The 23,832-nt window shown below is 40.3% G+C and carries 20 protein-coding genes and 1 pseudogene; 6 read left to right on the top strand and 15 right to left on the bottom strand.

The window, feature by feature from the left end:
* Positions 1-178: 178 nt before the first annotated feature.
* The 4 genes from hsdR to AAEU30_RS08945 form a co-directional block, all read right to left on the bottom strand.
* Entirely contained in the window at positions 179-2,689 is a 2,511-nt protein-coding gene (gene hsdR, locus AAEU30_RS08960) for an EcoAI/FtnUII family type I restriction enzme subunit R (protein WP_165724147.1), read from the bottom strand.
* Positions 2,689-3,876, bottom strand: coding sequence for a restriction endonuclease subunit S (locus tag AAEU30_RS08955; protein ID WP_240915905.1), 1,188 nt, complete (start codon positions 3,874-3,876; stop codon positions 2,689-2,691). The genes hsdR and AAEU30_RS08955 overlap by 1 nt, the downstream gene beginning before the upstream one ends.
* Positions 3,876-5,342 carry a class I SAM-dependent DNA methyltransferase gene (locus AAEU30_RS08950; RefSeq protein WP_421960202.1) on the bottom strand — a complete coding sequence of 489 codons (1,467 nt, stop codon included), beginning with the start codon at positions 5,340-5,342 and terminating at the stop codon, positions 3,876-3,878. Before AAEU30_RS08950 ends, AAEU30_RS08955 begins: the two co-directional genes overlap by 1 nt.
* A 150-nt stretch (positions 5,343-5,492) precedes the next feature.
* Complete coding sequence (locus AAEU30_RS08945) at positions 5,493-5,729, bottom strand: helix-turn-helix domain-containing protein (protein ID WP_004588153.1); 237 nt, start codon at positions 5,727-5,729, stop codon at positions 5,493-5,495.
* Between the two features lie 100 nt (positions 5,730-5,829).
* Here AAEU30_RS08945 and AAEU30_RS08940 point away from each other — a divergent pair, with 100 nt between their 5' ends.
* The 3 genes from AAEU30_RS08940 (at position 5,830) to AAEU30_RS08930 (ending at position 8,322) form a co-directional block, all read left to right on the top strand.
* A complete protein-coding gene (locus AAEU30_RS08940; protein WP_039490532.1) occupies positions 5,830-6,354 on the top strand; it encodes a VspR family transcription factor in 525 nt (174 codons plus the stop codon).
* Positions 6,351-7,784, top strand: coding sequence for a DEAD/DEAH box helicase (locus tag AAEU30_RS08935; protein WP_182755362.1), 1,434 nt, complete (start codon positions 6,351-6,353; stop codon positions 7,782-7,784). Before AAEU30_RS08940 ends, AAEU30_RS08935 begins: the two co-directional genes overlap by 4 nt.
* A gap of 88 nt (positions 7,785-7,872) precedes the next feature.
* A complete protein-coding gene (locus AAEU30_RS08930; RefSeq protein WP_421960201.1) occupies positions 7,873-8,322 on the top strand; it encodes an antitoxin Xre/MbcA/ParS toxin-binding domain-containing protein in 450 nt (149 codons plus the stop codon).
* A 415-nt stretch (positions 8,323-8,737) separates the two neighbouring features.
* Here AAEU30_RS08930 and AAEU30_RS08925 read toward each other — a convergent pair whose 3' ends face one another.
* The 7 genes from AAEU30_RS08925 to AAEU30_RS08895 all read right to left on the bottom strand — a co-directional run bounded on the left by AAEU30_RS08925 (position 8,738) and on the right by AAEU30_RS08895 (position 16,587).
* Complete coding sequence (locus AAEU30_RS08925; protein ID WP_182671364.1) at positions 8,738-11,851, bottom strand: efflux RND transporter permease subunit; 3,114 nt, start codon at positions 11,849-11,851, stop codon at positions 8,738-8,740.
* A gap of 53 nt (positions 11,852-11,904) precedes the next feature.
* Positions 11,905-12,843: an efflux RND transporter periplasmic adaptor subunit gene (locus AAEU30_RS08920; protein WP_200219807.1), complete on the bottom strand. Its 939-nt coding sequence runs from the start codon at positions 12,841-12,843 to the stop codon at positions 11,905-11,907.
* The gene (locus AAEU30_RS08915; RefSeq protein WP_182671362.1) at positions 12,840-14,162 is read right to left on the bottom strand and encodes a TolC family protein; all 1,323 of its coding nucleotides are present in this window, start codon (positions 14,160-14,162) and stop codon (positions 12,840-12,842) included. The genes AAEU30_RS08920 and AAEU30_RS08915 overlap by 4 nt, the downstream gene beginning before the upstream one ends.
* Positions 14,163-14,235: 73 nt before the next feature.
* Positions 14,236-14,631, bottom strand: a complete 396-nt coding sequence (locus tag AAEU30_RS08910; protein WP_182671361.1) for a hypothetical protein — start codon at positions 14,629-14,631, stop codon at positions 14,236-14,238.
* Positions 14,632-14,718: 87 nt separating this feature from the next.
* Positions 14,719-15,603 (bottom strand): cation diffusion facilitator family transporter, encoded by an 885-nt coding sequence (locus AAEU30_RS08905; RefSeq protein ID WP_058549644.1) that lies wholly within the window; start codon positions 15,601-15,603, stop codon positions 14,719-14,721.
* Positions 15,596-15,955 carry a DUF3703 domain-containing protein gene (locus AAEU30_RS08900; protein WP_058549645.1) on the bottom strand — a complete coding sequence of 120 codons (360 nt, stop codon included), beginning with the start codon at positions 15,953-15,955 and terminating at the stop codon, positions 15,596-15,598. The genes AAEU30_RS08905 and AAEU30_RS08900 overlap by 8 nt, the downstream gene beginning before the upstream one ends.
* Positions 15,952-16,587, bottom strand: a complete 636-nt coding sequence (locus tag AAEU30_RS08895; protein WP_182671358.1) for a cation efflux transmembrane domain-containing protein — start codon at positions 16,585-16,587, stop codon at positions 15,952-15,954. Before AAEU30_RS08895 ends, AAEU30_RS08900 begins: the two co-directional genes overlap by 4 nt.
* An 81-nt stretch (positions 16,588-16,668) precedes the next feature.
* Between AAEU30_RS08895 and cadR the strand changes: the two genes are divergently transcribed.
* Entirely contained in the window at positions 16,669-17,058 is a 390-nt protein-coding gene (gene cadR, locus AAEU30_RS08890; protein ID WP_182671357.1) for a Cd(II)/Pb(II)-responsive transcriptional regulator, read from the top strand.
* A gap of 280 nt (positions 17,059-17,338) precedes the next feature.
* Here the strand turns inward: cadR and greB are convergent, their stop codons facing one another.
* From greB to gmtY, 4 genes are all read right to left on the bottom strand, one after another.
* Entirely contained in the window at positions 17,339-17,809 is a 471-nt protein-coding gene (gene greB / locus AAEU30_RS08885; RefSeq protein ID WP_421960200.1) for a transcription elongation factor GreB, read from the bottom strand.
* Positions 17,810-18,244: 435 nt separating this feature from the next.
* Positions 18,245-18,856, bottom strand: a complete 612-nt coding sequence (gmtX, locus tag AAEU30_RS08880; protein WP_290294884.1) for a gamma-mobile-trio protein GmtX — start codon at positions 18,854-18,856, stop codon at positions 18,245-18,247.
* A complete protein-coding gene (gmtZ, locus tag AAEU30_RS08875) occupies positions 18,853-21,585 on the bottom strand; it encodes a gamma-mobile-trio integrase GmtZ (protein WP_039489104.1) in 2,733 nt (910 codons plus the stop codon). The genes gmtX and gmtZ overlap by 4 nt, the downstream gene beginning before the upstream one ends.
* Positions 21,582-22,901, bottom strand: coding sequence for a gamma-mobile-trio recombinase GmtY (gene gmtY, locus AAEU30_RS08870; protein WP_039489106.1), 1,320 nt, complete (start codon positions 22,899-22,901; stop codon positions 21,582-21,584). The genes gmtZ and gmtY overlap by 4 nt, the downstream gene beginning before the upstream one ends.
* Positions 22,902-23,007: 106 nt before the next feature.
* Between gmtY and AAEU30_RS08865 the strand changes: the two are divergent.
* Positions 23,008-23,346 (top strand): annotated as a pseudogene (locus tag AAEU30_RS08865) (GreA/GreB family elongation factor); the annotation flags it as partial.
* A 143-nt stretch (positions 23,347-23,489) separates the two neighbouring features.
* The gene (locus AAEU30_RS08860) at positions 23,490-23,801 is read left to right on the top strand and encodes a hypothetical protein (protein WP_421960199.1); all 312 of its coding nucleotides are present in this window, start codon (positions 23,490-23,492) and stop codon (positions 23,799-23,801) included.
* The last annotated feature ends 31 nt before the right edge of the window (positions 23,802-23,832 follow it).

Here is a 23,832-nt window from a genome sequence, read left to right as displayed (position 1 = left end):
AAATTTGAAACTTATGCTCAAACGCGTTGGCTACAGTATAATATTCTGAGTATCAGTGTATGAGTAAACGCTATTAAAGCAGTATTTATTTGAACCTGTTATATGTAGTAGCTCAGAGACATCAACTTGAGAAAGTTAATTCGTTGTTCCTCCGCTTACAGATAGTTATATAATTTAACTACCTTGCATACAAATACTTCTGAAAACCAATAAACGTATCGCGTATCGCTGTCGGTGATCCAAACTCAATGGCGGCGTCGTTAATGGTGTTGTATTTAAGCTCTACTAAACTGCGCATTTTTTTAGGTGCGAGTTCTTGCACGCCATCTTCAATGTATTTACTTAATATAAAGTTTATAAACTCTTGTTGTTTATAATCGCTAAAAGCAGAGTTTATTTTAGGTTTTGCTTGTTGAGCTCGTTCAGTGCGTGTTTGTGCCTCTGAGGCATACGCTACGTAGGATAAAACATCGTATACATCGCTGTCTTGTGCATCAATTACGGCTTTCATACTATCGAGTTTTTCGCTATCGTAGCCCGCTTCGGTTAAATCTTCTAATAGCTTTTCGCGAGTGGTTGGATCGCTCCAGATTTCGCGTAGTTGGTCTTCATTTTCAAAAAAGCGCGGTAAGTCGTCAAACATACGTTCAACAAATTCTTTTGCTGTAATGGGCTTGCCTTCAGCATTCCAGTACATTGCTGAGGAAATATGCTTAATTTGTCGTGTACGGCCGTCTGAGAGCTTTATTTCAAGCTTTTCACATACACATGGTCTTTCGCCACATTTATCACAGCCTTCAGGCTCTGGTTTTTCACAAATACATAGTTTTTGTTCACACACCTTGCACGGTTTCTTTTCACCGGCTCCATCCCCGCCAGTGTCTTCACATTGGCATGGAGTTGTGCCGCACTCTGAGCATACTTCGCTGGGTATTGGCTCGCCATCCCAAGCAGGGTCGGCAAAGTTATGGTGCGCTTTTACAAAGTCGTAAATTGTAAAGTAGTCTTTGCCATCGTATGTGCGAGTGCCTCGCCCTATTATCTGCTTAAACTCAATCATATTCTTACAAGGGCGCATAAGCACAATATTGCGTACATTACGTGCATCTACACCGGTAGAGAGTTTGCGTGAGGTGGTTAAAATTGTCGGAATGGTTTTTTCGTTATCACAGAAGGTTTTTAAATCATTTTCACCCGCGACACCATCGTTAGCGGTGACACGAACACAATAGTTAGTGTTGGTAGTCCAGCCTTTTTTAACTGCGTACTGATTAATAAAATCGCGTACCATACCGGCATGAACTTGTGTTGCACAAAACACGATGGTTTTTTCTTTAGGATTAAAGTGATCCATCCAATAGTGCACACGGCGCTCTTCGCGCTGAGGTATGGTAATAATACGGTTAAAGTCACCTTCTTTATATAGTTTACCAGGCTCAGGATCGCCTTTTACAACAACACCATCTCCCTCTATGTACTTGTACTCATCCATAGTGCCAACAATGGGTAACACTTTAAATGGCGTTAAAAAACCATCGTTAATGCCTTCTTTTAATGTGTAGCTGTAAACGGGTTCGCCAAAGTAACCATAGGTATCAGCGTTATCGGTACGCTTTGGTGTGGCAGTTAAGCCTAGCTGAACTGCGGGTTCAAAGTGTTTAAGAATATCGCGCCAAGCACTTTCATCATTCGCGCCACCACGGTGACATTCATCAATAATAATTAAATCAAAAAAATCAGCTGGGTATTGTTCGTAATACGGGTTTTCTGCCTTTTTGAGTGGCGCATTTTCATCTTCTTCTGTTGTGGCTTCTTTTAATTCAGTTTTAGGCCCACACATAAGAGTATGAAAAATTGTAAAAAATACGCTAGCATTTTTCGGCACACCGCCTCGTTTACGTATATCTTCAGGGGTGATACGCACAATGGCATCATCACCAAACGAATAAAAATCGTTAAACGCCTGATTAGCTAATATATTACGGTCGGCCAAAAATAAAATACGGGGGCGCTTTTTAGCAAGGCTAACGTCTTTTTGTGCAGTTAAGCTCCAACGAGTTTTAAATAACTTCCATGCGGTTTGAAAGCCAATACAGGTTTTACCTGTACCTGTGGCCAATGTTAGCAGGATGCGATTTTTACCTTGGGCAATGGCTTCAAGAGCATTATGAATGGCGTTTTCTTGATAATAACGCGGTGCCCAATCGCCTTTGGCCTCAAAGGGAATAGTAGAGAACGCATCACGCCAAGCTGTCGTATAATCCGCTTCTGGTGCATCGCCTTTTTGCTCAAAGGTTAACTCCCAAAGCGCTTGGGGAGACATATATTCATCTACCAGCGTCTCAATACCTGTGAGCATATCAATCTGGTAAATCTCATGGCCGTTGGTGGCATATGCAATACGGCATTGCAGGCGTTGTGCATAGTCTTTCGCTTGGCGCACACCTTCGCTATAAGTAAGGCTTTCTTTTTTTGCCTCTACTGCGGCAAGCTTACGGCCTTTATATACCAACACATAATCGCAAGGCACTTTGTTAGCGCGTTTGCCACCCGCCATAATTTGGCCTGGGCAAATAAGCTCACGACGAATAAAGCTGCTATCAACTTCACCCCAACCTGAAGCAACCAATTTAGGATCAATTAAATCCGCGCGTGTATCTGCTTCGTTACGCATCCTTGCTTGTGACATTAGGCCACTGCTCCTTTGTTTGTATCAACCTCAAGCGTTTTCGTTAACTTACCTGAAAAGGCTTTTTGTAGGATAGATTTTTTGAGTTCTTCGATATTTGTAAGTTTTTTCATGTAAAGACTTTCTAGTGATTCGATCTCTTTCTCTAGAATTTTTAGGTTCTTAATAACCTCATGTTGTCCATCTAAAGAAGGCATTGGAATTTGAAGGCTTCTCACGTTGTCTTTAGTAATTGTTTGTGTTGCTGCACCTTTTAGTCTTGGCGCTATTTGGGCTTTCCCACTACTAGAGTTTAAATAGCGGTAAATATATTCATTATTCGCTTTGGATGGATCCAAGCGAATTAAAAATAAATTCATTGCTAAAGAACAAGGCCGGTCAGTTTCAGGCATAAAATACACCTTTCCAGCATTTCCTATTTTACTCATAATAATTTCGCCACCGAACAATTTACTCTTTGTTAAATAGTTATAAGCATGCTCGGTAATATATCGCTTTTCATTTTTGAATTTCTTTTCAAAGTCAGTACTTCTAACCATCCAAGCAAAATCTTCCTGCTCTTTTAGTTCTACATGTTGCTTTAAAACTTTATAACTACCATTAGCATGATAGTCAGTCAGCACATCTACCACATCTCCCAACTCAACACTCTGAACCTTTTTACCACGCTGGCTAAACACTTGCTGCAAGTAGCTTTCAAACAGCTCGCGGGCGTTTTTGAGGTTTTGCTCAGTCTTGGCGCGGGCTTGTTCTATGTCGGCAAAGGCCTGTTCGAGTATGGCGACGATGCATTTTTGTTCTTTTATTTCGGGAATTTGAACACTAATCGAATAAACATTATTTCTATTTATTCCTGGCTTTACACCAGTTGCTAAACTAGGTAAATCTAAACGAGATAATAAGTGATAAATAAACATTAAATCGTATTTCGTAGCATCAAAATTCACAAAATAAGTGACGTCTAAGGGCCAAAACTTCTCTTCTGTTAGGGTAATTTCTCCAGCCGATCCTTTACGCCCAACAATAATAGTTTTTTTATCAAAATAGAACTCATCACTTCGGCACTTAACTCCATTAGCTCCATATGCTGGGTATAACCCATCAACCTTTCTTTTGACCTTATCCAAAGGCTTTCCATACTCAAGAGTAAGAAAGTCACCTATTTTCTTTTTCCTCCAACCTTCCATCACAACAACTCCTGAATTTTACCCAGAATTGCTTCGCTTTCTTTATCCAGGGCGATGATTTCTTCAATGATTGCTTGCGGTTCACGCAGTGGGGCTTCTTCTGCTTGATTGGGGTTTTTAACCGATAAATCCCATGTTGCCTCATCCAGTTCAGTTGTTGTTAATGACCAAGACTTAGCACTATCTGCAAAGTCTTTTTGTAGCTCGATAAATTCTTTTAAGTCTTTGTCGTTTAGTGGATTGGTTTTACCCAAGCTGCGGCCAGGATCTAACTGATAGAACCAGGTTTTTTGTGTCGGCTCGCCTTTGGTGAAAAACAACACCACAGTTTTTACCCCTGCGCCTAAAAAGGTTTTGGCTGGGCAATCGAGCACGGTGTGTAAGTTGCAGTTTTCTAATAGCTCTTTGCGTAAGGCAATGGCGGCGTTATCGGTATTCGATAAAAAGGTGTTTTTAATAACAATAGCTGCACGGCCACCAGGCTTTAGCATTTTGATAAAGTGCTGCAAAAACAAGAAGGCAGTCTCACCGGTTTTAATCGGGAAATTTTGCTGAACTTCTTTACGCTCTTTACCACCAAACGGTGGGTTAGCTAATACAATGTCGTGCTGGTTGCTTGGGGTAATGTCTTGTAGGTTTTCGCCCAGGGTATTGGTATGAATAACGTTAGGTGCTTCGATGCCATGTAGAATCATGTTCATAATGGCAATAACGTACGCTAACGACTTTTTCTCTTTGGCGTAGAAAGTGTTTTCTTGCAGGGTTTTTAAGTCACTGGTTGAAAGCTGTTTATTGCTAGCACCACCTTGGCGAAGGTAGTCGTAGGCTTCACATAAGAAACCCGCCGAGCCTGCGGCACCGTCGTATATGGTTTCGCCAATTTGCGGCTGTAATACATCGATCATGGCGCGAATCAATGGGCGTGGTGTGTAGTATTCGCCCCCGTTACGGCCAGCGTTACCCATGTTTTTGATTTTAACTTCGTACAGGTGTGAAAGCTCGTGCTTTTCTTCTTGTGAGCGAAAACGTAATTCGTCTACTTTTTCGAGTGCGTCGCGAAGTGAGTAGCCACTTTGAATTTTGTTTTTGATCTCGCTAAAGATTTCACCAATTTTGTATTCAATGGTGTCAGGGCTTTTAGCACGAAGTTTAAAACCTTTAAGGTAAGGGAATAACTCGCCATCAACAAAATCCATTAAGTCGCTGCCGGTTAAGGCGTTATCGTGATCAAACTCACCATTAGCAGTTTTAGGCGCAGCCCACGAACTCCAGCGGTACTCTGCATCAATAATATATTGGTAGTCTTCTGCCATTAACTCGGCTTCTTGAGACTTGGTAAACTCTAAGTCATCAAGGTATTTTAAAAATAGCATCCACGACGATTGCTCGGTGTAGTCTAGCTCACTAGAGCAGCCTGCGTCTTTATGGAAAATGTCGTCGATATTTTTAAATGTTTGTTCAAACATGTAAATTAAGTCCTTGTTAGCCAGTGAGTTTGAGATGATTTTTTTGCTTAAAGCAACTCACTCGCTTATTTATATTCCTGAGGTAATAGTGATTAATATACCCTAATTAATTAAAAAATTAATAATATATTAGTACCAAGTAGTTTTTGGTTAATCTAGGTCAATTTTATACTTTTGCCTTGCCGGTAGTATCTCTTCGAACTCGCAATTTAATGCGTTTACTAATTTATATAAGGTTTCGAGTTTAATATTAACATTACCTCTTTCCATTTTTCCGTAATTACCGCGCTCTATACCGACATAGGCGGCAAAACCTTCTTGCGAGTAGCCTGCTTCTTTGCGTTTTTCTCGTAGCTTTTCACCAAAATGTTTAACTAAATCACTCACCTGGTTTTCCTCAAGGCAAAATGATTAGATTTTCATGTTGAGGGCTTAACTACCACGCCCTATAATACCCATTATTATAAGAAGTTTATTAGGATTTACTTTGAAATTTGACCCTCTCGTAGCTCAAATTATTGTTGCACCAAATTTTGATAACTTTACAACAAGCGATGTACGCTCGGCGTACTTAGCATTAAAAAGTGATTCTTCTTTGGTACCTACAGCAGTTAGGCGAAGTATATATGCCGAATTGATCAAGCTTGTTAAAAAAGGCTGGCTGAAAAAAATGGTATCAAATAAAAAAGGATTTACGCGATTCAATAAAACAGAAAGCTTTAACGTTGAGGTAATTACTCAGCTAGCTAGTGCAATACCTATTGGAACTACAGAAAAGGCAGATGATAAGCACGCGCTATTACTTAGTAAGTTAAATCATTATAAAGCCGAGCTATTATTGAATATGGGGGAATCTGAGGCATACAAAGAGCTTTATTTGGAGTCACCCGAATTAGTAGATGAACTTCAGCCACAATACAACAAAGCGAGAGACAACAATACAAGAATACTTGGCAAGATTAGAGCGATTGAAGGCTTAATGAAGCAAAACGAAGCATTAGAGAAAATATGAAACTAAGACTATGGCAAGCCGAGTGTATTAATTTAGCGCTTACACAATACCAGAGCGGCAATAGCCACTTTTTAGCCTTGGCAACTCCTGGGGCGGGTAAAACCTTAATGGCTTCGGAATTAGCTAACCAGTTATTAAAAAATAATATGGTCGATGTGATTATTTGTTTTTCACCGTCGTCTATTGTTTCTCAAGACTTTAAGGAAAGCTTACAGCTAAAAACGAATGAACGATTTGATGGGCTTATTGGCGCTAAAGGTAGAGCTTTAACCTATCAAAGCTTACAGTATTTAGATGTGCACTTTTGGCAGTTATTTGAACGATATCGTGTTTTTGTAATATTTGATGAAATTCATCATTGTGCTGGCTCTAATATTGCCAATGCAAATGCATGGGGTGAGCAGATAATACTTAACATTCAAAATAAAGCACAGTATACATTAGCCTTAACAGGCACCCCTTGGCGTTCTGACGCTGCTCCTATTGTTCTTTCATCGTATCAGCAACCTAACAATAAAATAGCGTGTGACTACGTTTACGGGCTTTCTGAGGCTATTGGAGATAATGTTTGTCGGGTTCCACAAATAGTAGCTGTTGATAATAGCCATATTACAGTTGTAGATGACGTTGAAACCAAAACATTTAACTGCTTTAAAGCGTTATTAAACTACTCTGGCGTTTCTTATCAAGAAATTATTGAAAATGAAGCGGTAATAAAATACATAATTTCTTCCGCTCAAAAAAAGCTTATCTCATTTAGATTGAAAAACCCCGATGCAGCGGGGTTGATTGTTGCATCGTCTGTTGAGCATGCCCATCAAATCTCTATGTTAATGCGAACTCACTTTGACGAGGATAGCACTGTTGTAACCTACCGAGAAAATGAACCTACAAGTATTATTCAGCAGTTTAGGTATGCACAAACTAAGTGGATTATTTCTGTTGGTATGATTAGCGAAGGTACAAATATCCCTCGTTTGCAGGTTTGCTGCCACCTTACAAACATAAAAACAGAAATGCATTATCGCCAAATATTGGGCCGTATACTGAGGGTAACAAACTCTAAAAACCAAGAAGCTATTATGTACATGCCTGCCGAACCTAAGCTTTTAGAGTACGCGTATAGAGTTAATCAAGATGTTCCATTTGAAGCTGATGTAGTTAAGTTTGAAAAGATGAAAGCTACTGCTGAAGAACCTACTGAAGATGAAGGTTTAAGTGAAATGACCTTTAATAAGAAAAATAAAAAAACCTCCAAAGCTCAGTTTGATTTTGATAACTTTGCTGACTTTTTTGATCAGCCAGTTATGAGCAATAGACCTGAAGCGACAGAGGAACATTTTTTAACCGGTGCCTATGAGCGAATTATTAATATATCAGGCCGTTTTCAACAAGAAGCGATCGCTTTAGGGTTAAGTGAATTGCGGTAAATACGCTAGAATTTACCTCAAGTAGACCTCTACAGGTAACATCAATTTCAGTTACACGAGGAAATATAACTTAATTTAAGGTGTTGCTATGTATAGCTTCTCTGAAATTCATAAAAAAATAGACTTTATAGAGATTTTAACCAATAGAAAGAGCAGTGAAAGTTCAAGTCACCTAGAGCAAATTAACTTTATACATCAAGGTGTATTTATCAAAAATGCTGAGCGTCTAAGGATAGAGTTAGGCTGGGATATACGAGCATTTTCTTCAGCTATTAGAACTAGCAAGAGCTCATATGTACGCTATAAAAAAGAATTAAAGCCCTTAAATACCACTTTAAGTGAAAATGCATTTGAAATTGCAAAAGTCTGCTCTTTTTGTCTTGATTACTTTGAAAATATAGAACGTTTTAATATTTGGTTAAATACCTCGTCACTCCAATTCGACTCTAAAAAACCTTTAACATTTATAGATACAATAGCTGGCCGTGAATTAATTAAAAATACCGTAAACAGGCTCAAATATGGCTATAACGCCTAAGAGTAAAGTGTCTTAGGACGTAAAGCGCACGATCAACAGACTGCCAACATGAAACCAAGTTCTATCCTTTTCTTAACTTAACAAGAAGCTATCACTTTAGAGATTAAAACGTTGATTTGAGCTTATTAATGACTCAATTTTCTCTGATAGTCGCATTTGTGCCAATTGCAGTTGTTGAGCAGAAATTCTCTGACGGTCTGCTTTGAGCCTATAAGCGGACAGTCGAACGTTAGACCTGACTGTTAAATTTGTGTCATTTGCAGATCATCATTCGACCTTGATTGAATTGGTGGTAATTGTAGTATTCCGGACAATCAGCTTCTTATTGGTGAATATACAGTTCAGTAATCATTTTCAGTTGTTTTAAATTTCCAGACGAAGAGCACCGTATTTTCTGCAATACGGTGCCCAACATTCACTCCTTAGTTAATTTCGAGTGCATCATCCGATATAAAATAGGCAAAACGACCAATGTTAGGATGGTGGACGAGATGATCCCGCCAATCACTACCGTTGCAAGCGGTCTTTGCACTTCAGCGCCAGTCCCGACATTCAGTGCCATGGGGATGAAACCTAAACTTGCTACCAGTGCCGTCATCAGAACCGGACGCAATCTTGTGATAGCTCCATCAACGATTGAGTTAATCAAGTCACCTGTTTCTAGTACTCGCTGTTTAATAAATGACAACATCACTAAGCCGTTTAGTACCGCAATGCCAGAGAGCGCAATAAACCCGACTCCGGCAGATATAGACAGTGGCATGTCACGCATCCAGAGTGCGAAAACACCTCCTGTTAAGGCTAAAGGCACACCAGTGAAGATGATCAAGGCATCACGAAATGAGCCAAACACCACCACTAGTAACACAAGTATCAGGAAAAGCGTGGCCGGCACCACGATAGACAGTCGCTGACTGGCACTTTCAAGCTGTTCAAACGTGCCGCCATAATCCAGCCAGTAGCCTGCTGGTAGAGCTACCTGTTCGGTTATTTTGATTTTGGCTTCGTCAACAAAACTCCCCAAGTCGCGCTCTCTGACATTGGCGGTAACCACGACTCTGCGCTTACCGTTTTCTCGACTGATTTGATTGGGAACAGACGAATAACCCAGCGTAGCGACTTCTGATAACGGCACAAATTCCCCATCGGACGTAATAATAGGAGTGCTGTCAATGGCATCTAAGTTTGTGCGGATACCTTCATCAAATCGCACAAGCAACTCGAATCGTCTATCTCCCTCAAAAATTAAGCCTGCGGTATTACCCCCGATAGCTGACGCCAACCACTCCTGTAAATCGGCGACGTCCAATCCATAACGTGCCAACTCGACTGGCTTGGGGTTAATAGTGAAGATAGGGATATCATCGACCTGTTCAAGTCGTGCATCCGCCACGCCGTCAATTGATTGCAAAACTGTTAAGATGTCGTTTGCAGAGGCAACAAGCGTGGTTAAATCATCTCCGAAGACTTTTATACCAAGATCAGCCCTTACCCCACTAATCAACTCGTTAAAGCGCATTTGGATAGGTTGGGTAAACTCATAGTTATTACCTGTCACCGCTTGTAAGTCTCGCTCAAGGGTTTCCACGAATTCAGCTTTTGATAGGTCAGGATCAGGCCATTGCGCTCGTGGTTTTAGCATCACAAAGGTATCGGTTACGTTGGGCGGCATCGCATCGGTAGCTACTTCTGCGGTACCGGTTTTCGCAAACACTGTGAGTACCTGTTCGTATTCCATCAAGGTAGATTCAAGTGTTTTTTGCATTGCGACGGCTTGTTCAATACCTGTGCCCGGTATTCGCATGGCGTGCAGTGCGATGTCTCCTTCGTCAAGCTGGGGAACAAACTCAGAGCCTAATCGCGTTGCCAACCATAAGCTGCCCACTACCAGCACGACTGAGCCGAAAAGCACTATCCAGCGTAATTTCAGTGCAAGATTAATGATAGGACGATAGGCGGATTTAGCTGCAACAATAATGAAGCTTTCTTTCTCACTGACTTTACCTGCCATAAACATCGCGACTGCCGCCGGTACAATGGTAATGGAGAACAGCATCGCTGCTATCAGCGCCATGATGACCGTTGCCGCCATTGGTTGGAACATCTTGCCCTCAACGCCTGTCAATGAGAACAGCGGGATATACACGACAGTAATAATCAATACACCGAATAAGCTAGGACGAATGACTTCGTTGGTCGCTTGAAAAACCAGTTCTAGCCGCCCTTTTAGTGGCAAGACTCCACCTGTGCGTTTCTGAGACTCGGATAACCGCCTGATACAGTTCTCTACGATGATCACCGCACCATCGACAATTAATCCAAAATCCAATGCCCCAAGGCTCATTAGGTTGGCAGACACACCGGTATTGACCATCCCAGTGATGGTCGCCAACATCGCTAGCGGTATAACTGCCGCAGTGATGAGCGCGGCGCGAATATTGCCAAGCAATATGAACAAGATCACTATGACTAATAACGCACCTTCCACTAAATTCTTCTGAACCGTTTCGATAGCTTTATCGACCAGTAGGGTACGGTCGTAGACTGGCTCAATGACAATACCATCAGGCAAGCTGGATTGAATGTCCTTCACCTTTTTGGCTACGGATTGAGCAACGGCTCGTGAGTTTTCGCCGACTAGCATCATTGCTGTACCTAAAACGGTCTCTTCACCCTCCTGCGTTGCCGCACCAGTTCTCAGCTCCTTACCAATAGCCACACTGCCAATGTCTTTCACCGCAACGGGGACAGTATTAATGCGTTTTATTACCACATTTTCGATATCGCTAAGTGTTTGAAGTTGACCTTGTGAGCGCACCAGTATTTGTTGCCCATTTCGCTCAACAAACCCCGCCCCCTGATTGGTGTTGTTTCGCTCCAGAGCACGATGGATATCGCTTAGACTAATGTCAAAATTCAGCATAAGCTGTGGTTCAGGATTCACATGGTATTGCTTAACATAGCCTCCAATGGCGTTGACTTCAGTGATCCCCTTAACCAGTGCGAGCTGCGGTTTTACAATCCAGTCGTGTATCTCGCGAAGCGCCATTGCATTGTAAGGCTCACCATTTTTTTGCATCGCATTTTGCTTGGCTCGCAAGGTATACATGTAGATTTCGCCCAACCCAGTAGCGATAGGCCCCATTTCAGGCGCTAACCCTTCTGGTAGCTGACTTTTGATTGCGCCTAATCGCGTATTGATGAGATTACGCGCAAAATACAGATCAGTGCCTTCATCAAATACCGCTGTTACCTGAGACAGGCCGTAGCGTGATAAAGAGCGGGTGTAGGACAGGTCAGGTAATCCCGCCAGTGCTGTTTCTACTACGAATGTGATCCGCTGCTCGGTTTCCAAAGGCGAATAGCCCGGTGCTTGTGTATTGATTTGCACTTGCACGTTAGTGATATCGGGTACCGCATCGATAGGTAATTTTTGATAACTGAATATCCCCATGCCCAGCACAAGGAAGATCAACATCAGCATTATCCCTCGTCGCTCTATGGATAAACGTAATATGGATTCAATCATGTGTTCGTCCCCCAATAACTGAGACGCATGACCAAGTAAATAGCATTGAGTTATTAGTGGTCATGACCGGCCTCCGACTTTTCTAAATCGGCTTTAAACAGGTAGCCGTTCTGGCTGACAATCACATCTGCAATGTGCAGACCTGATAACACTTCAATATTGTAGTTATCTTGTTGACCTAAGGTAACGGGCACGGGACGGTATTCATCACCTTCTTTGACAAACACGACAGAAGCCCCTTCAAACTCTTGAATCGACGCTTTAGGCACCATCATGGCGACATCAAGTTTGTTGATTGTGACAAGCCCTTTGATAGCCGCGCCAACCGGCCACTGACCTGAGGTATTAGCTATTTTGGCATACGCCAATACATACGGTTTTTCATCTGGCGAGGGTAAGATATGCTGGATAGTGGTTTCTAACGATGAGCCTGCCACACTAAGTTGAACACTTTGCTGCTCTGCAATATCAGAGAGCTGTTGTGGGAAGACTTTAAGCTGTGCCCACACGTCATCATAGTTTGCGATTGAAAATAACACTTGGCCATTAGATAACTCGCCTTCATTGGCATGTCTGGCAATCACGGTGCCTGAAAACGGCGCGGCAACGGGATAACTTTTCAGGCTTTCGTTGGATTCAACTACCGCCAGTGTCTCGCCTTTTTTAACTTTTTTACCTAAATTTGCATTGACCTTGGTCACCATACCGTCGAATCGTGCACGCACATGACTCAGTGAAGCAGGGTCGGTCACGATATTTCCGTAGACAGTGGTGGTAATATTGAGACTACCCGTTTGCACACTTTGCGTCATTACGCCCATTTTTTGCGCCATGCTATCTGACATGAATACGCGTTCATCCTTATGGGCTTCCTCTTTACCATGTTCGCCTTCTGATGCTTGTATTGTGGTGCTTGAAAAAAATCCCAACGCACTGCAAACAATGAAAACTAACAGAGCGTTTTGCTTCTCATTTAATATATTTTTGTTCATTTTGTTTTTCTCGAAAAAGAGGTGTTGATCGTATCCACAAGTGGCTGTGCAGTCAGTGATTCGATATCTGCACCGCGCTGATGAGCTTGCTTCGCTGATTGAATTAAGGCTTGTTTGGCATTGAGTAGTTCTTGACGTGTACTCACCCATTCAAGGTAGCTGAATCGACCGTTGATATAGGCTTGTTCTACTAATTCCAGCGCTTGAACTAAGGGTGGGATAATAGAGTTTTGCAGTGTATGTACATTGAGCAACGCATTGTTTCTGACCATCAAGGCCATATTTAGCTGATGGTATAGGTTTTGCGTCGCTGACTCTTTTTGTTGTTCCAGCTGTGCCTGAATTGCTCGCTGCTTTTGGTACTCGCCAAGATTTCGGTCACCGGCAAACAGAGGCATACTCACGCCTGCTACAAAGGCTGTTTCATCTATGCCATTCATGCGCCTGATACCGGCCGTCCAGCTTAAATCCGATTGATTAGCTGCTTGAGTAAGGCGGACTTGGGAAGCCTGCAATCTCGAACCTTGCGTATAGACCTCAAGATTGGGACTGTCCAATAGAGTGGTGAAAAGCGCGGTTAACGAAGGAGACGATTGCAGCGCAAATAAGTCACCCTCCACATCAGTAAAAGTGGGATCTTTTTCCCCCCACATAATAGCCAGACTATTTATCATGCCTTGCTTAGTTTGCTGTGCCGTCACCACATCCAGTCTAGCTCTTGCTAGCGCTGCTTCAGCGCGTTTCTGTTCAAATGCAGGGGAAGCACCTGCATCCACGCGTCTTGTGACAGCCTGATAGGTATATCGAGCAAGTGTTTCTGCCTCTTGTTGCGCGTCAATTAACGCTTGTTGCGCCAATACATCGATGTAGCGACGTGTCACTTCAGCCAGTACATCCAAGGTGTGCACTTGTTTTTGCGCTTCGACTAAGGTGGATTGCGCCTTAGCAAACGCCTTACGTGAGTTGAGTTTATTGCCCAATTCAATGACCGACGACAATGTGAGAGTCAACTCGGTGTCCTTAATGCCAGAGACCTCGCCTGTTCCTAAGAAGTTTTCCATTTCAATGCCTACGTTGAGGGCTGGTTTGAGAGAAGCAGTTTTAATTTCTCCCTCAATCGCTTGTTGCCTATATGTGAACTCATGCAACTCGGGTGAATTCGCTAATGTTCGCTGTATGGCGCTTTGCAAGGTCATTTCGCGATTGGTGATACTGTTTGTTTGTGCTACTACCACGGTGTGTGTTGTCAAAAGAACAAGCATCGTGAAAATCACCCAAGCGTGCACACGCATAGGGCGACTCAATGAAAAATGCATCATTGTTTTATTCCTAAATTATCAAAAAAATATATATCGCCAAACTGTTGGCGAACGGTGTTTGATTAGTTCAGGGTTATGCTTTAGGTGGGCGTAGTAATTGCGTGATCGGTGCATCTATTACTTTTGATAAGTAATAGAAATTGTGATGGGTGGCAACAGAATCGAGTTCGATACCATTGGTGCTTACAATCCATTGGGCATGGGTTCCGTGACAATGGCCACAGTGGTGGCAATCAGCAGGATTGTGAGATTTATCTACGGGGACGTTATCAGCATCAGGTTGTTCGCTAGATTTTAGTTGAACCTGCGCATGTTCAGTAGCGATGTTATCGCCCAATTGATGTTCGTGTATTTCATTTAGATGTTGTGAGTCGACAGTATGAGAATCCAATGTATTGGCGACAGCAGAAAACGACTGAAACAAAATCAGCGAAATCAGCAGGTAACTTGTCACCCTTACACTAAACATATCTATCTACTCTCATCTTTTTCATATTAACAGGTAATCGAACTAAGACCAATCGACCAACCTAAACAAAGTATTTCAATCATTACATTACTCATCACGACAATCTTCATTGGCAAATTCAATTTCAATGGTAGTGTGCACAAAATCAAACTCATCAAGACCTTGGCGAAGTTCGTCTTTAAGTGTTCTCAATTGAGAAACCGAAACATCTTGTTTCAACTCCACATGTGCCGTCATGACGCTATGTTCACCGTCCAAAGACCAGATATGAAAATGATGTATATCCGCCACATCATCAAATGACATGAGTACTTTACGCACTTCCTCCATCTGCTTAGCATCGGGCGTGGCTTGCAGGAATAACAATAAGGTTTCTTTTAGATTTCTAACTACATTGAATAAAATGAATAACGTGAAGCCAATGGATAAGATAGGATCTAAAATTGGCCATGGCTTAAACATCAGCACGATCGATACGATCAGCACTGCCACCCAACCCAAAACATCTTCAAGCAAATGCCAGTTTAAAATACGTTCGTTTAAGGAATTCCCTTCGCTAAGTTTATACGCAGCAAATCCATTAACGGCGATGCCAAAAATTGACAGGAGTATCATGCCTTCGACTTGCGGCATTTCGGGTGCAGAAAGCCTTGGGATAGCTTCGAATAAGATCCATATTGAGCCAGTCGTTAACACTAACCCGTTAATCAATGCACCAAGAAGTGAAAAGCGTTTATAGCCATAGGAAAATGTATTGGTTGCTTGTTTATCACTGAGTTTATTTAAGCCCCAAGCGGTGCCAATGGATAAACTATCGCCCAAATCATGCACTGCGTCGGCCATAATAGCCGTGCTGTTTGTCAGCCACCCGCCGATAAATTCAATGATAGTGAACACGACATTCAAGAAAAATGCCCAGCCAATACGTTTTGATGCGCTGTTATCACTGTGACTGTGGTTATGATTATGCATGGTTGATTTTGTCCAATATCGCTTGATTTTCAGCACTGATTGGCAGTCGCTTAAAGGGGCTGATGTCAGTGCCACCTGTATTCCCTTTAGGTACAAGGCCGATAGCTGTTTTGGTTGCAGCACCAACTATTCTTATTACTTGTCCAAAAACGGCTCTCCAATCTTTGTTTAGAAGACCGTGTCGCAGCATTTTACAATGAATTAAACAATGATAATAAGTAGAGTGCTGACCAATTACATGCGCATCCTCCAGCGCTGCAAATGCCTGCCTCTCATTATTGTTAGACATTGCATCTGAGTAATCTGTTAATTTTGAATCGATATGTGGCTTAACCGCTTTGTTGTATGTCATAGTGGATCACCCGCTTTACCTTTCTGTACTTCGCTATTAAGTACTTCCTGCTTGGCATCTTTGAGGATCATCCACGCTCCGCGCAGCACGACAATCGACACAATACAGCCGATAACCAAATCCGGTACTCTGCTATCAAGCCATACCACTAAAACTCCGGCGATAATGACACCCATGTTGGCGATGACATCGTTGGCCGAAAAAATCCAGCTGGCTCGCATATGTACTTCGTCGTTTTTATGATTACGAATGATCACCAAGCAAACGACGTTTGCAATTAGTGCAATGAACCCCATTCCTATCATTAGTGATGAGATAGGCTCACTGCCCAAGAATAACCTTCTGGTAATATCAATAAGAATAATTACGCCCAGCAATAGCTGAAAGTAACCACTGATTTTCGCAGCTTTGGCTTTGTGAAGTATAGATTTTCCCACAGCATAAATACCTATGCCGTATACAACGGCATCCGCTAGCATGTCCATAGAGTCTGCTATTAAAGCAGTAGAGTCAGCCAAAATACCCACGGTCATCTCAACGAAAAACATCGTCGCATTGATGCCGAGCAGCCAATACAGAACCCGTTTTTGTGAGGCATCTTTGATTTCCACTTCACAGCCGCAACCACTCATTGTTCAACTCTTATTCCCAAAACTATAGGTACAGTGTAAAGTCTATACCTAGTATAGAGTCAACAACACAAAGGCACGTTTATGAAAATAGGTGAGCTATCAAAAAAAAGTGGGTGTTCTATTCAGACGATCCGTTTTTATGAAAAACAGGATTTGTTTGAGGCTTGCAATCGCAGTGAAGGCAACTACAGAATTTACGACGCATCATCGTTGAGAGCACTGCGATTCATTAAACAATGTCGCTCATTAGATTTGACCATAATAGAAATTAAACAGCTGTTGGATACAAAAAATAATCCCGATAAAAGTTGTTCTAGTGTGAACAATTTGATCCATCAACATATGGTTGACGTCACGCATCGCATTGCAGAGCTTGAGGAGCTAAAGGCTACCCTATCTGAGATAGCCTCGGCATGCACAGATGATAGAAAAGTTAAAGAATGTGGGGTATTGCAGTTGCTTGAAGAGTGATACTTATATCTACAAGTCTTGTAGTTTACGTTTGCCTAAGGTTTCATAATTGTACATGGTTCGCTAATTGATATTAGATAAAGAATAAATAGCTATGTCCGCATTTTTGGGCTAAGCAGTCGTTCGACTGAGGTAGGTCGAATGTCCGTTGATCGCTCTAAGCAGACTAACCGTCTTTATACCAAAAGAGATTTTGATGACTAAAGCTCAGAAGGCTGAAATATAAATACTCTCTTTCGGAGTTTTTCAAGTTAGTTGTTGCATAAGCTGTACTAGCTCTTTACTTATACTCAATTTTGTTAATAAACCACTCTTTTATCCCTACTGGCGTTTTAACTTGAAAATCATCATTAACTTCCTTTTTTAGCATCGCTCTGGCCATAGGAGAGTCAATAGAAATGTAATCGTTACGACCATAGATCTCATCAGGGCCAACTATGCGAAAAGCTTTTGTTTCACCATTATCATTTTCAACCTCTACCCATGCCCCAAAGAAAACCTTGCCGACTTGTTGAGGAGAGTAGTCAATAACTTTGACTGCTTCGATGCGCTTTCTAAGGAACCTAATTCGAGAATCTATCTGTCTAAGTAATCTTTTATTTTCTTTATAATCGGCATTATCTGAACGATCGCCAAGGCTAGCAGCCCAAGCTACTTTTTTTGTTATTTCAGGTCTGTAGTCGCGCCAAAGGTAATTAAGCTCTTTATTTAGCTTGTCTAATCCTTCACGCGTTATTAGATTGGTATACAATTAGTTTGCCCCATCCCAATATTACAAATACTGCAATGCTTTTTTAACAGCATCTAAAGTTGCAACCGGGAGAAAGTTATCTTTATCATTACTTGATAATATACTACCGTTTGGCCCCACTTCCAAACCTGCTCGGCGCATAAACTCTTTAGATATGAGGTATTCAAGATCTTCTACTTCTAAGTCAGTCTATTTTGAGTTTGGTGACGAAGACTACCCACCTTCATAAAATTCTATGACTGGACCAATCGGTACTATATCTCCTTTGCTAGTTTTTCAGCTGCTAATGCTTGAGAGTAGAAAATGTTATCTTGAAGCCTAACTATAGGGTCTTTTAATTTTTCTATCCAAATGAAGCTTTCCTTTATTGAAACTACAAAGATTATAATAACCAGACAGCAAATTAAATTTTAGCGTGTGTTATAGATATTACGGCTATAAAAAATCTAAAGCTTTTTTTATAGCGTCAAGGGTAGCCGCTTTAAAAACAGCATGCTTATTTTCATCAATAAGCTCCCCATAATCCGTTGGCGTTAATTTCCATTTGCTTTGAAAGCTATTTGATAATAAATATTCTAATGCTCTGCGCTCTTGATTCGATAGTTTATGCTCAGAACCAAGCCCAGTAGACTTGTAGTCATAAATATCAATTTGAAGGTTTGGTGGAATAATTTCTTGTAGCTTTTTTCGAGTCGCAATTAGCTCGGAAGCTTGAATTTTTGCTAGTAATCGATGCTTTGGATTGTTTATTTCATCTATCCAGTCTAACCCTTGATGCTTTTGCTTACCAAGATCTTTTACTGGGCTGTTCTCTGCAAATGATGCAATAAGTGCTCTATACTTTTCACCCGATTTATTACGAATACTTTGTGCTTTTGGAACCCCTCGTTGAGTGCCTAACTTTGATATTGTAGAAATAGAATAGTCATCAACACCTCTTTTTCTTTGCTCCATACAAACCCTATAGATTGCTTCGAGGGTTTCACTAATCTTAGTAGAGCAACCTTTTTGTAATTCAGTTAGTAGATCTTCAGGTGACATACTCATAACTCACTATTAATTAACGTATTATTTTTATTAATAAATTCGATTTCAGACTTTGAAATCTGTTCATCACCAAGAAGGTCGGAGAGCTTAATATCACAATTAATTACACGACTAACTTTTGACCATGTTTTTAAACGAGACTTTAAAAGGCGCGCTAATTGATTTCCAGCGTGCAATTGTTGCTCTTCTGTGAGTAAGAATAAGCCGGGAGATATTTCATTGAATACAGCCATTTTATCCAACTGTTGAGATCTTGGAATTATGGCATGCGATGCATTGGCCGACTCATAAATCGTTGCATTCTCACAAACCTCTTGAAGTTGCTCAAATGAAGATGTCTCTTCTAAAGATATTTCTATTTCTGAATCACTCATTTTAACGAGGGACAAGCTGTCTTTTTGATTAGCTATTGATTGTGTCATTTTAATTAGCTTGTAGGACGACTGTAAGTCACATAAGAGCATATCCATTTTTTTTGCTGCACTTTCATATTCTGACTCAGTTTTTCTTATTTTTAACTCAAGAATTTTACGCTCTGATAAGTCAATTTTTTCATTTTTTAAATTAGCTACGTATTCTCGGCGATCTAATTCGTCTAAACTTTTCTCAAGCATAGTAATTTTACTTTGTAACTTTGTGCATTGAGATGACTGGGTGTTAGAGTGAAATAATATTTCGTTAGTGATGGATAGCAACCCACCAATAAATGCGGGGCCTGTAATAAAATGACGACAGCGAAGACAATTTTGCGTCCCTAGATAACCAGATGGAGCCGGTACACGTAATGATGTACCACTACCATTAAGTTCTCCGCCATCTTCACAGCGAGTTGCGGCATATGGGCAGATACCATAATCCCTGAAAATGAAGTTCCCTGCTGGAATAGAGTTTGTTAATGAATTTAGTAACTCTTCATTATTTGATACCAATTCATTTTTTACTTTCTCTATTTTATTTTGTTCAATTAAACTCTGAGTAGCGTCAACCCTCGTTTTTAATGCTTCTTTCTCGCCCTGCTCTAATCGCTTTCTAATATCGCCTTGCGTAATTTTGCAGTAATAAATAGACATTACAATTGATGAGTGCCCCACAACTTTCATAACTATTTCAATAGGCATCCCCATTTCCATTATATAAGCCGTTATAAGGCTCACACGCATTGAGTGAGGGGTATACTTAGACTTATACTGATTTAACGTTGCTTCCTTCCCTGATAGCGTTGCAAGCTCTAAATTTGATGGTTGAACATTATAAAGTGCGGCAGCTAACCTTGGTGTTAGGGAATTACCAACACTTTGTGGCTCAATATCCTGATACGCCCTAAATAAAAAACAATTTATTCCTTTAGCCTTAAGTTGCAACTCATTTAAATTTGTTCTTTTACAACTAGACCAGTTCGTAGGGTTATCTATAGGATTATATTTTTGCTGCCACTTACGAAGTTTTACTAACCAATAAATAAGGTCTTCAGGTATCCAAGGTATTGAATAACCTTGACCATTATTACTTGTTTTGTTTGTAGTGATAAACATCCCTGCGTTTTCGTCAGGCATTCTTTTAATAAACGCTTGGTTTTTTGTTAACCCCGAAAAAATAGATTTATTTTTTTCCCAAATTATTTTTCCATTTTGATCAACATTAGCTATTACATCATCTGCTTCACCTGAATCATTATATGCAATCTGACGACCCCGCAATGGAACTTTTGTTAAAGTGAACGTATGCAACCAATTTATTGGAGACCACATATAAAGCTGATCTCCAATCTTTTTTATCACGCAATCAGGGTCACTTCGATCTACTTCCTTCGATGATACTTTCAGCCAATCAGCATCAAATTTTTGCAAATGCTTTAGGTCTTTAAAAGTTTTTGCATTAGCTGGAATTATCCACTCTTGGGCCTTTTTAACAAAGTAATACTGCAAGCAAGGTTTAGTTGACTCAGCGCGTTGCGGAGACATCACACTTGCTGAATTTGATAGCAGCGATAAAGGATTTCTAGCATCCATTACACGAATGATCTCTCCAGTCTCCTCATCTTCACTAGTTAGATCGTTGGTAATTACAAAGTCTAAAAATTCATTCACTGCAATTATCAAGTTACGCCGCATATTATCGGTATTCAACTTTTCTAATTCTTGCTTTAAGGGTCTAATATTAACCTTTTGCTTTGTAAGAAATGCTTCTGGAGTTAAGCTTTTATCGTGTTTTTCTATATAAATTCGAACGAATCGGCAAAGCAAAGAGTTTTTAGAACCTCCGCCTAATGCTTGGGTCATAAATTCTTCTATTTTTACAGCCCAAGCTATATATGGTTTTGCAATAAATTTTAAATTGTAAGGCTCTTTTTTACCTAAAAATTTAAACCAATTTTCCCATTCACTTTCCCATACCCCCTGTGGGTCATTTGGTATTTGAGGGTCATCTTGCTTTTTAACAAATGCCCTGTATTCCTTTTGTGATTTGAGAGCTAATGGCTTAATAATACTCTTTAACTTTTTATAGGAATAAAAATCAGGGACATCAAATGTATCTTTATAGCTCACCCACTCATCCTTAAAAACCCTCTCTGGATGTGCAATTAGGCCTGGTATGCTTTTGTAATTTTCTAAATGTAATCTTGAGTTAGTAATACCGTTTTTTTTGCATATTGCTTTGTATTCACCCAATGTTTTTATTGATACAGGTATATTTAATGGAAGGCTCGAGTCACCTTTAAGTTTGCTCATTTAATCTCTCTCATCTTACTACGAATATCTTCTGAGGTTGGTTGTATATATACCAAGCAGGATAGAGAGCTCTTATGATGCATTGCTTTTTGAATTTCAACTTGGCTTAAACCAAGTTGTCGTGCGCGATAACCATATGCATGCCTGTGTCCATGCTCTGTAGTTCCAAGCTCTTTTTGAACTTCCAACCCAATTTTTTTTACTGCTCTTTTATGAATTCGCTGAAAGTTTTTTATCGTTTCAGGCGCTCCTGTGGAGTTGGTAAATGCAAATGGGTGAGTGTCTGTTTTTGCCGGCTCTACCCGTTGATATTTAAGATAGTTAACCCAAGATATTAAAAATTCTTTTGCTTTTTCAGGCGGGTTAAATATCACTTCAAAATAGCCGTCTTTATTTGTGAGTAAAGGTGACTTCCAACCCGCATATAGTCTTTCTGATAATCGGTATGTATTTCTTGGTTTATAGAAAGTGCTTTCGAGTAAGTATTCTCGCCTATTTGCAAAACTACTGTCAGGTGAGCGGCCTATTTCTGGATGATAGACCCTAACTAATGCTTCATCTCGATATATTGGGTGTAAAGTTATATCTGAAACATAAAGGTGAAATAGCTCACTTTTACGTAATCCACCATAATTTAATAACATGGTCATAGCTTGAGATTTATAGTCTGGTGTTGAGCCTTTTACCATTCCAATATAAAGAAGCTTTTCAAAGTGCTCATCGGGGAATTTCATCGCTTTTTCATTATTTATTTTAGGCTCTAATAACCGATCAATGAATCTTACTCTCTTCGCATTAAAGGCAGCGTCATTTTGATTAGATAAATGATTTAGGAACACATTTGCGTGCTTATGATAATATGCACACCAATTTAATCTCTCTTCATAACTGGTTGCTTTTCTGAAGGGGTTTATCCTTGATGAGTCAAACCCTTCCTGTAAAGCTAAAAAATCAGAGTAATGCGTTATATGAAATAATATATTATTTGCATCTCTAGGCTTTCTTGCCTTCCAATACAATCCAAGTTCGTCATCCATTTTATCGTAATCGATTGTTCCTACTAATAGTGCTTTAGTAAAACCTTTTAATAATAAAGTTGAGTTTTCAAAGTTTGGTACGACATCAATATATGTGAGTAGGAGCTTTAAAGAAAATATAGAGCGCTCTTTCCATGACTCACTTTTAGAGCTGTACCAAGCAAGATATCTTATATGTGATATCACGACACCTTTCTCTGTATAAAGAGCTGGTAACTCACAAATACTACCAGCCTCTTTATCATGATACTTTACGTTTATTTTTTGGATGTATGCCATACTTTTTATTATATAGTATATTTACTTTTCCTTAATACTAACTCTTTTCTATCATCTAACAAGTATTAAAGTAGTGATTTTAGTATATATTTGGGTGGGGTTATAATACCAGTACAATAAACGATTACTTAGGCAAATAGACCGCCGCGTACGTTATTTGCGTAAACGCATGCCTGATTTGCAAATCATTGATTATTCACCGCAACAAGCAGGTAAAGTGTTTTTTGGAGCATGGGTAGAAGTCGAAAACGAACAAGGCGAAGTACTCAAGTTTAGAATTGTCGGCCCCGATGAAATTTATGATCGTAAAGATTATATCTCGATTGACTCACCGATGGCGCGAGCATTACTAAAAAAGCAAGTAGATGACGAATTTTATGTCACCACGCCGCAAGGTAACAAAGAATGGTACGTCAATAATATTGAATACCCTGGGGCAAAGTAAATAAACATGCGCTTAGCTAACCTTGAACTAGGATAATTCAGATAAGGTTAATAATTGATTGTCTAATGTGTATTTGTAGACTATAAATAGTGTTACTCAAGTAAAGCATTTTGCGCTTGAAGTTGTAATTGGAAGGTCGTGTTATGTCAAACTTAATACATCGCATAGTTAAGAATGCCGTGTTATTTACGCTCTTAATGAGTGTGAGTTTGACCGTATTTGCCAATGACTTTGACAACGTACAAGAATTTTCCACCCCAACCACTCACTACATTGCTTGTGACATTCCTGACCAAGCAAACCTTGACGTTGACATAGATATCCATGCCAACGAACTTTACTTTGGGGCACTTCAACCACTCCCTGAAGCCACAATTTCACACTATGTGATACCACAATTAGCGTCACTTTTTAATCGAACTTCTGTGCGAGGGCCGCCAACTTTCCTTATTTAATTTACTGCTAAAAAATATTAAATTTAATAAC

The sequence above is a fragment of the Pseudoalteromonas mucoides genome (assembly GCF_049257175.1).
GTDB lineage: Bacteria > Pseudomonadota > Gammaproteobacteria > Enterobacterales > Alteromonadaceae > Pseudoalteromonas.
The sequence above is the reverse complement of the archived record's forward strand: the minus strand, read 5'-3'. Positions and strand labels throughout refer to the sequence as shown.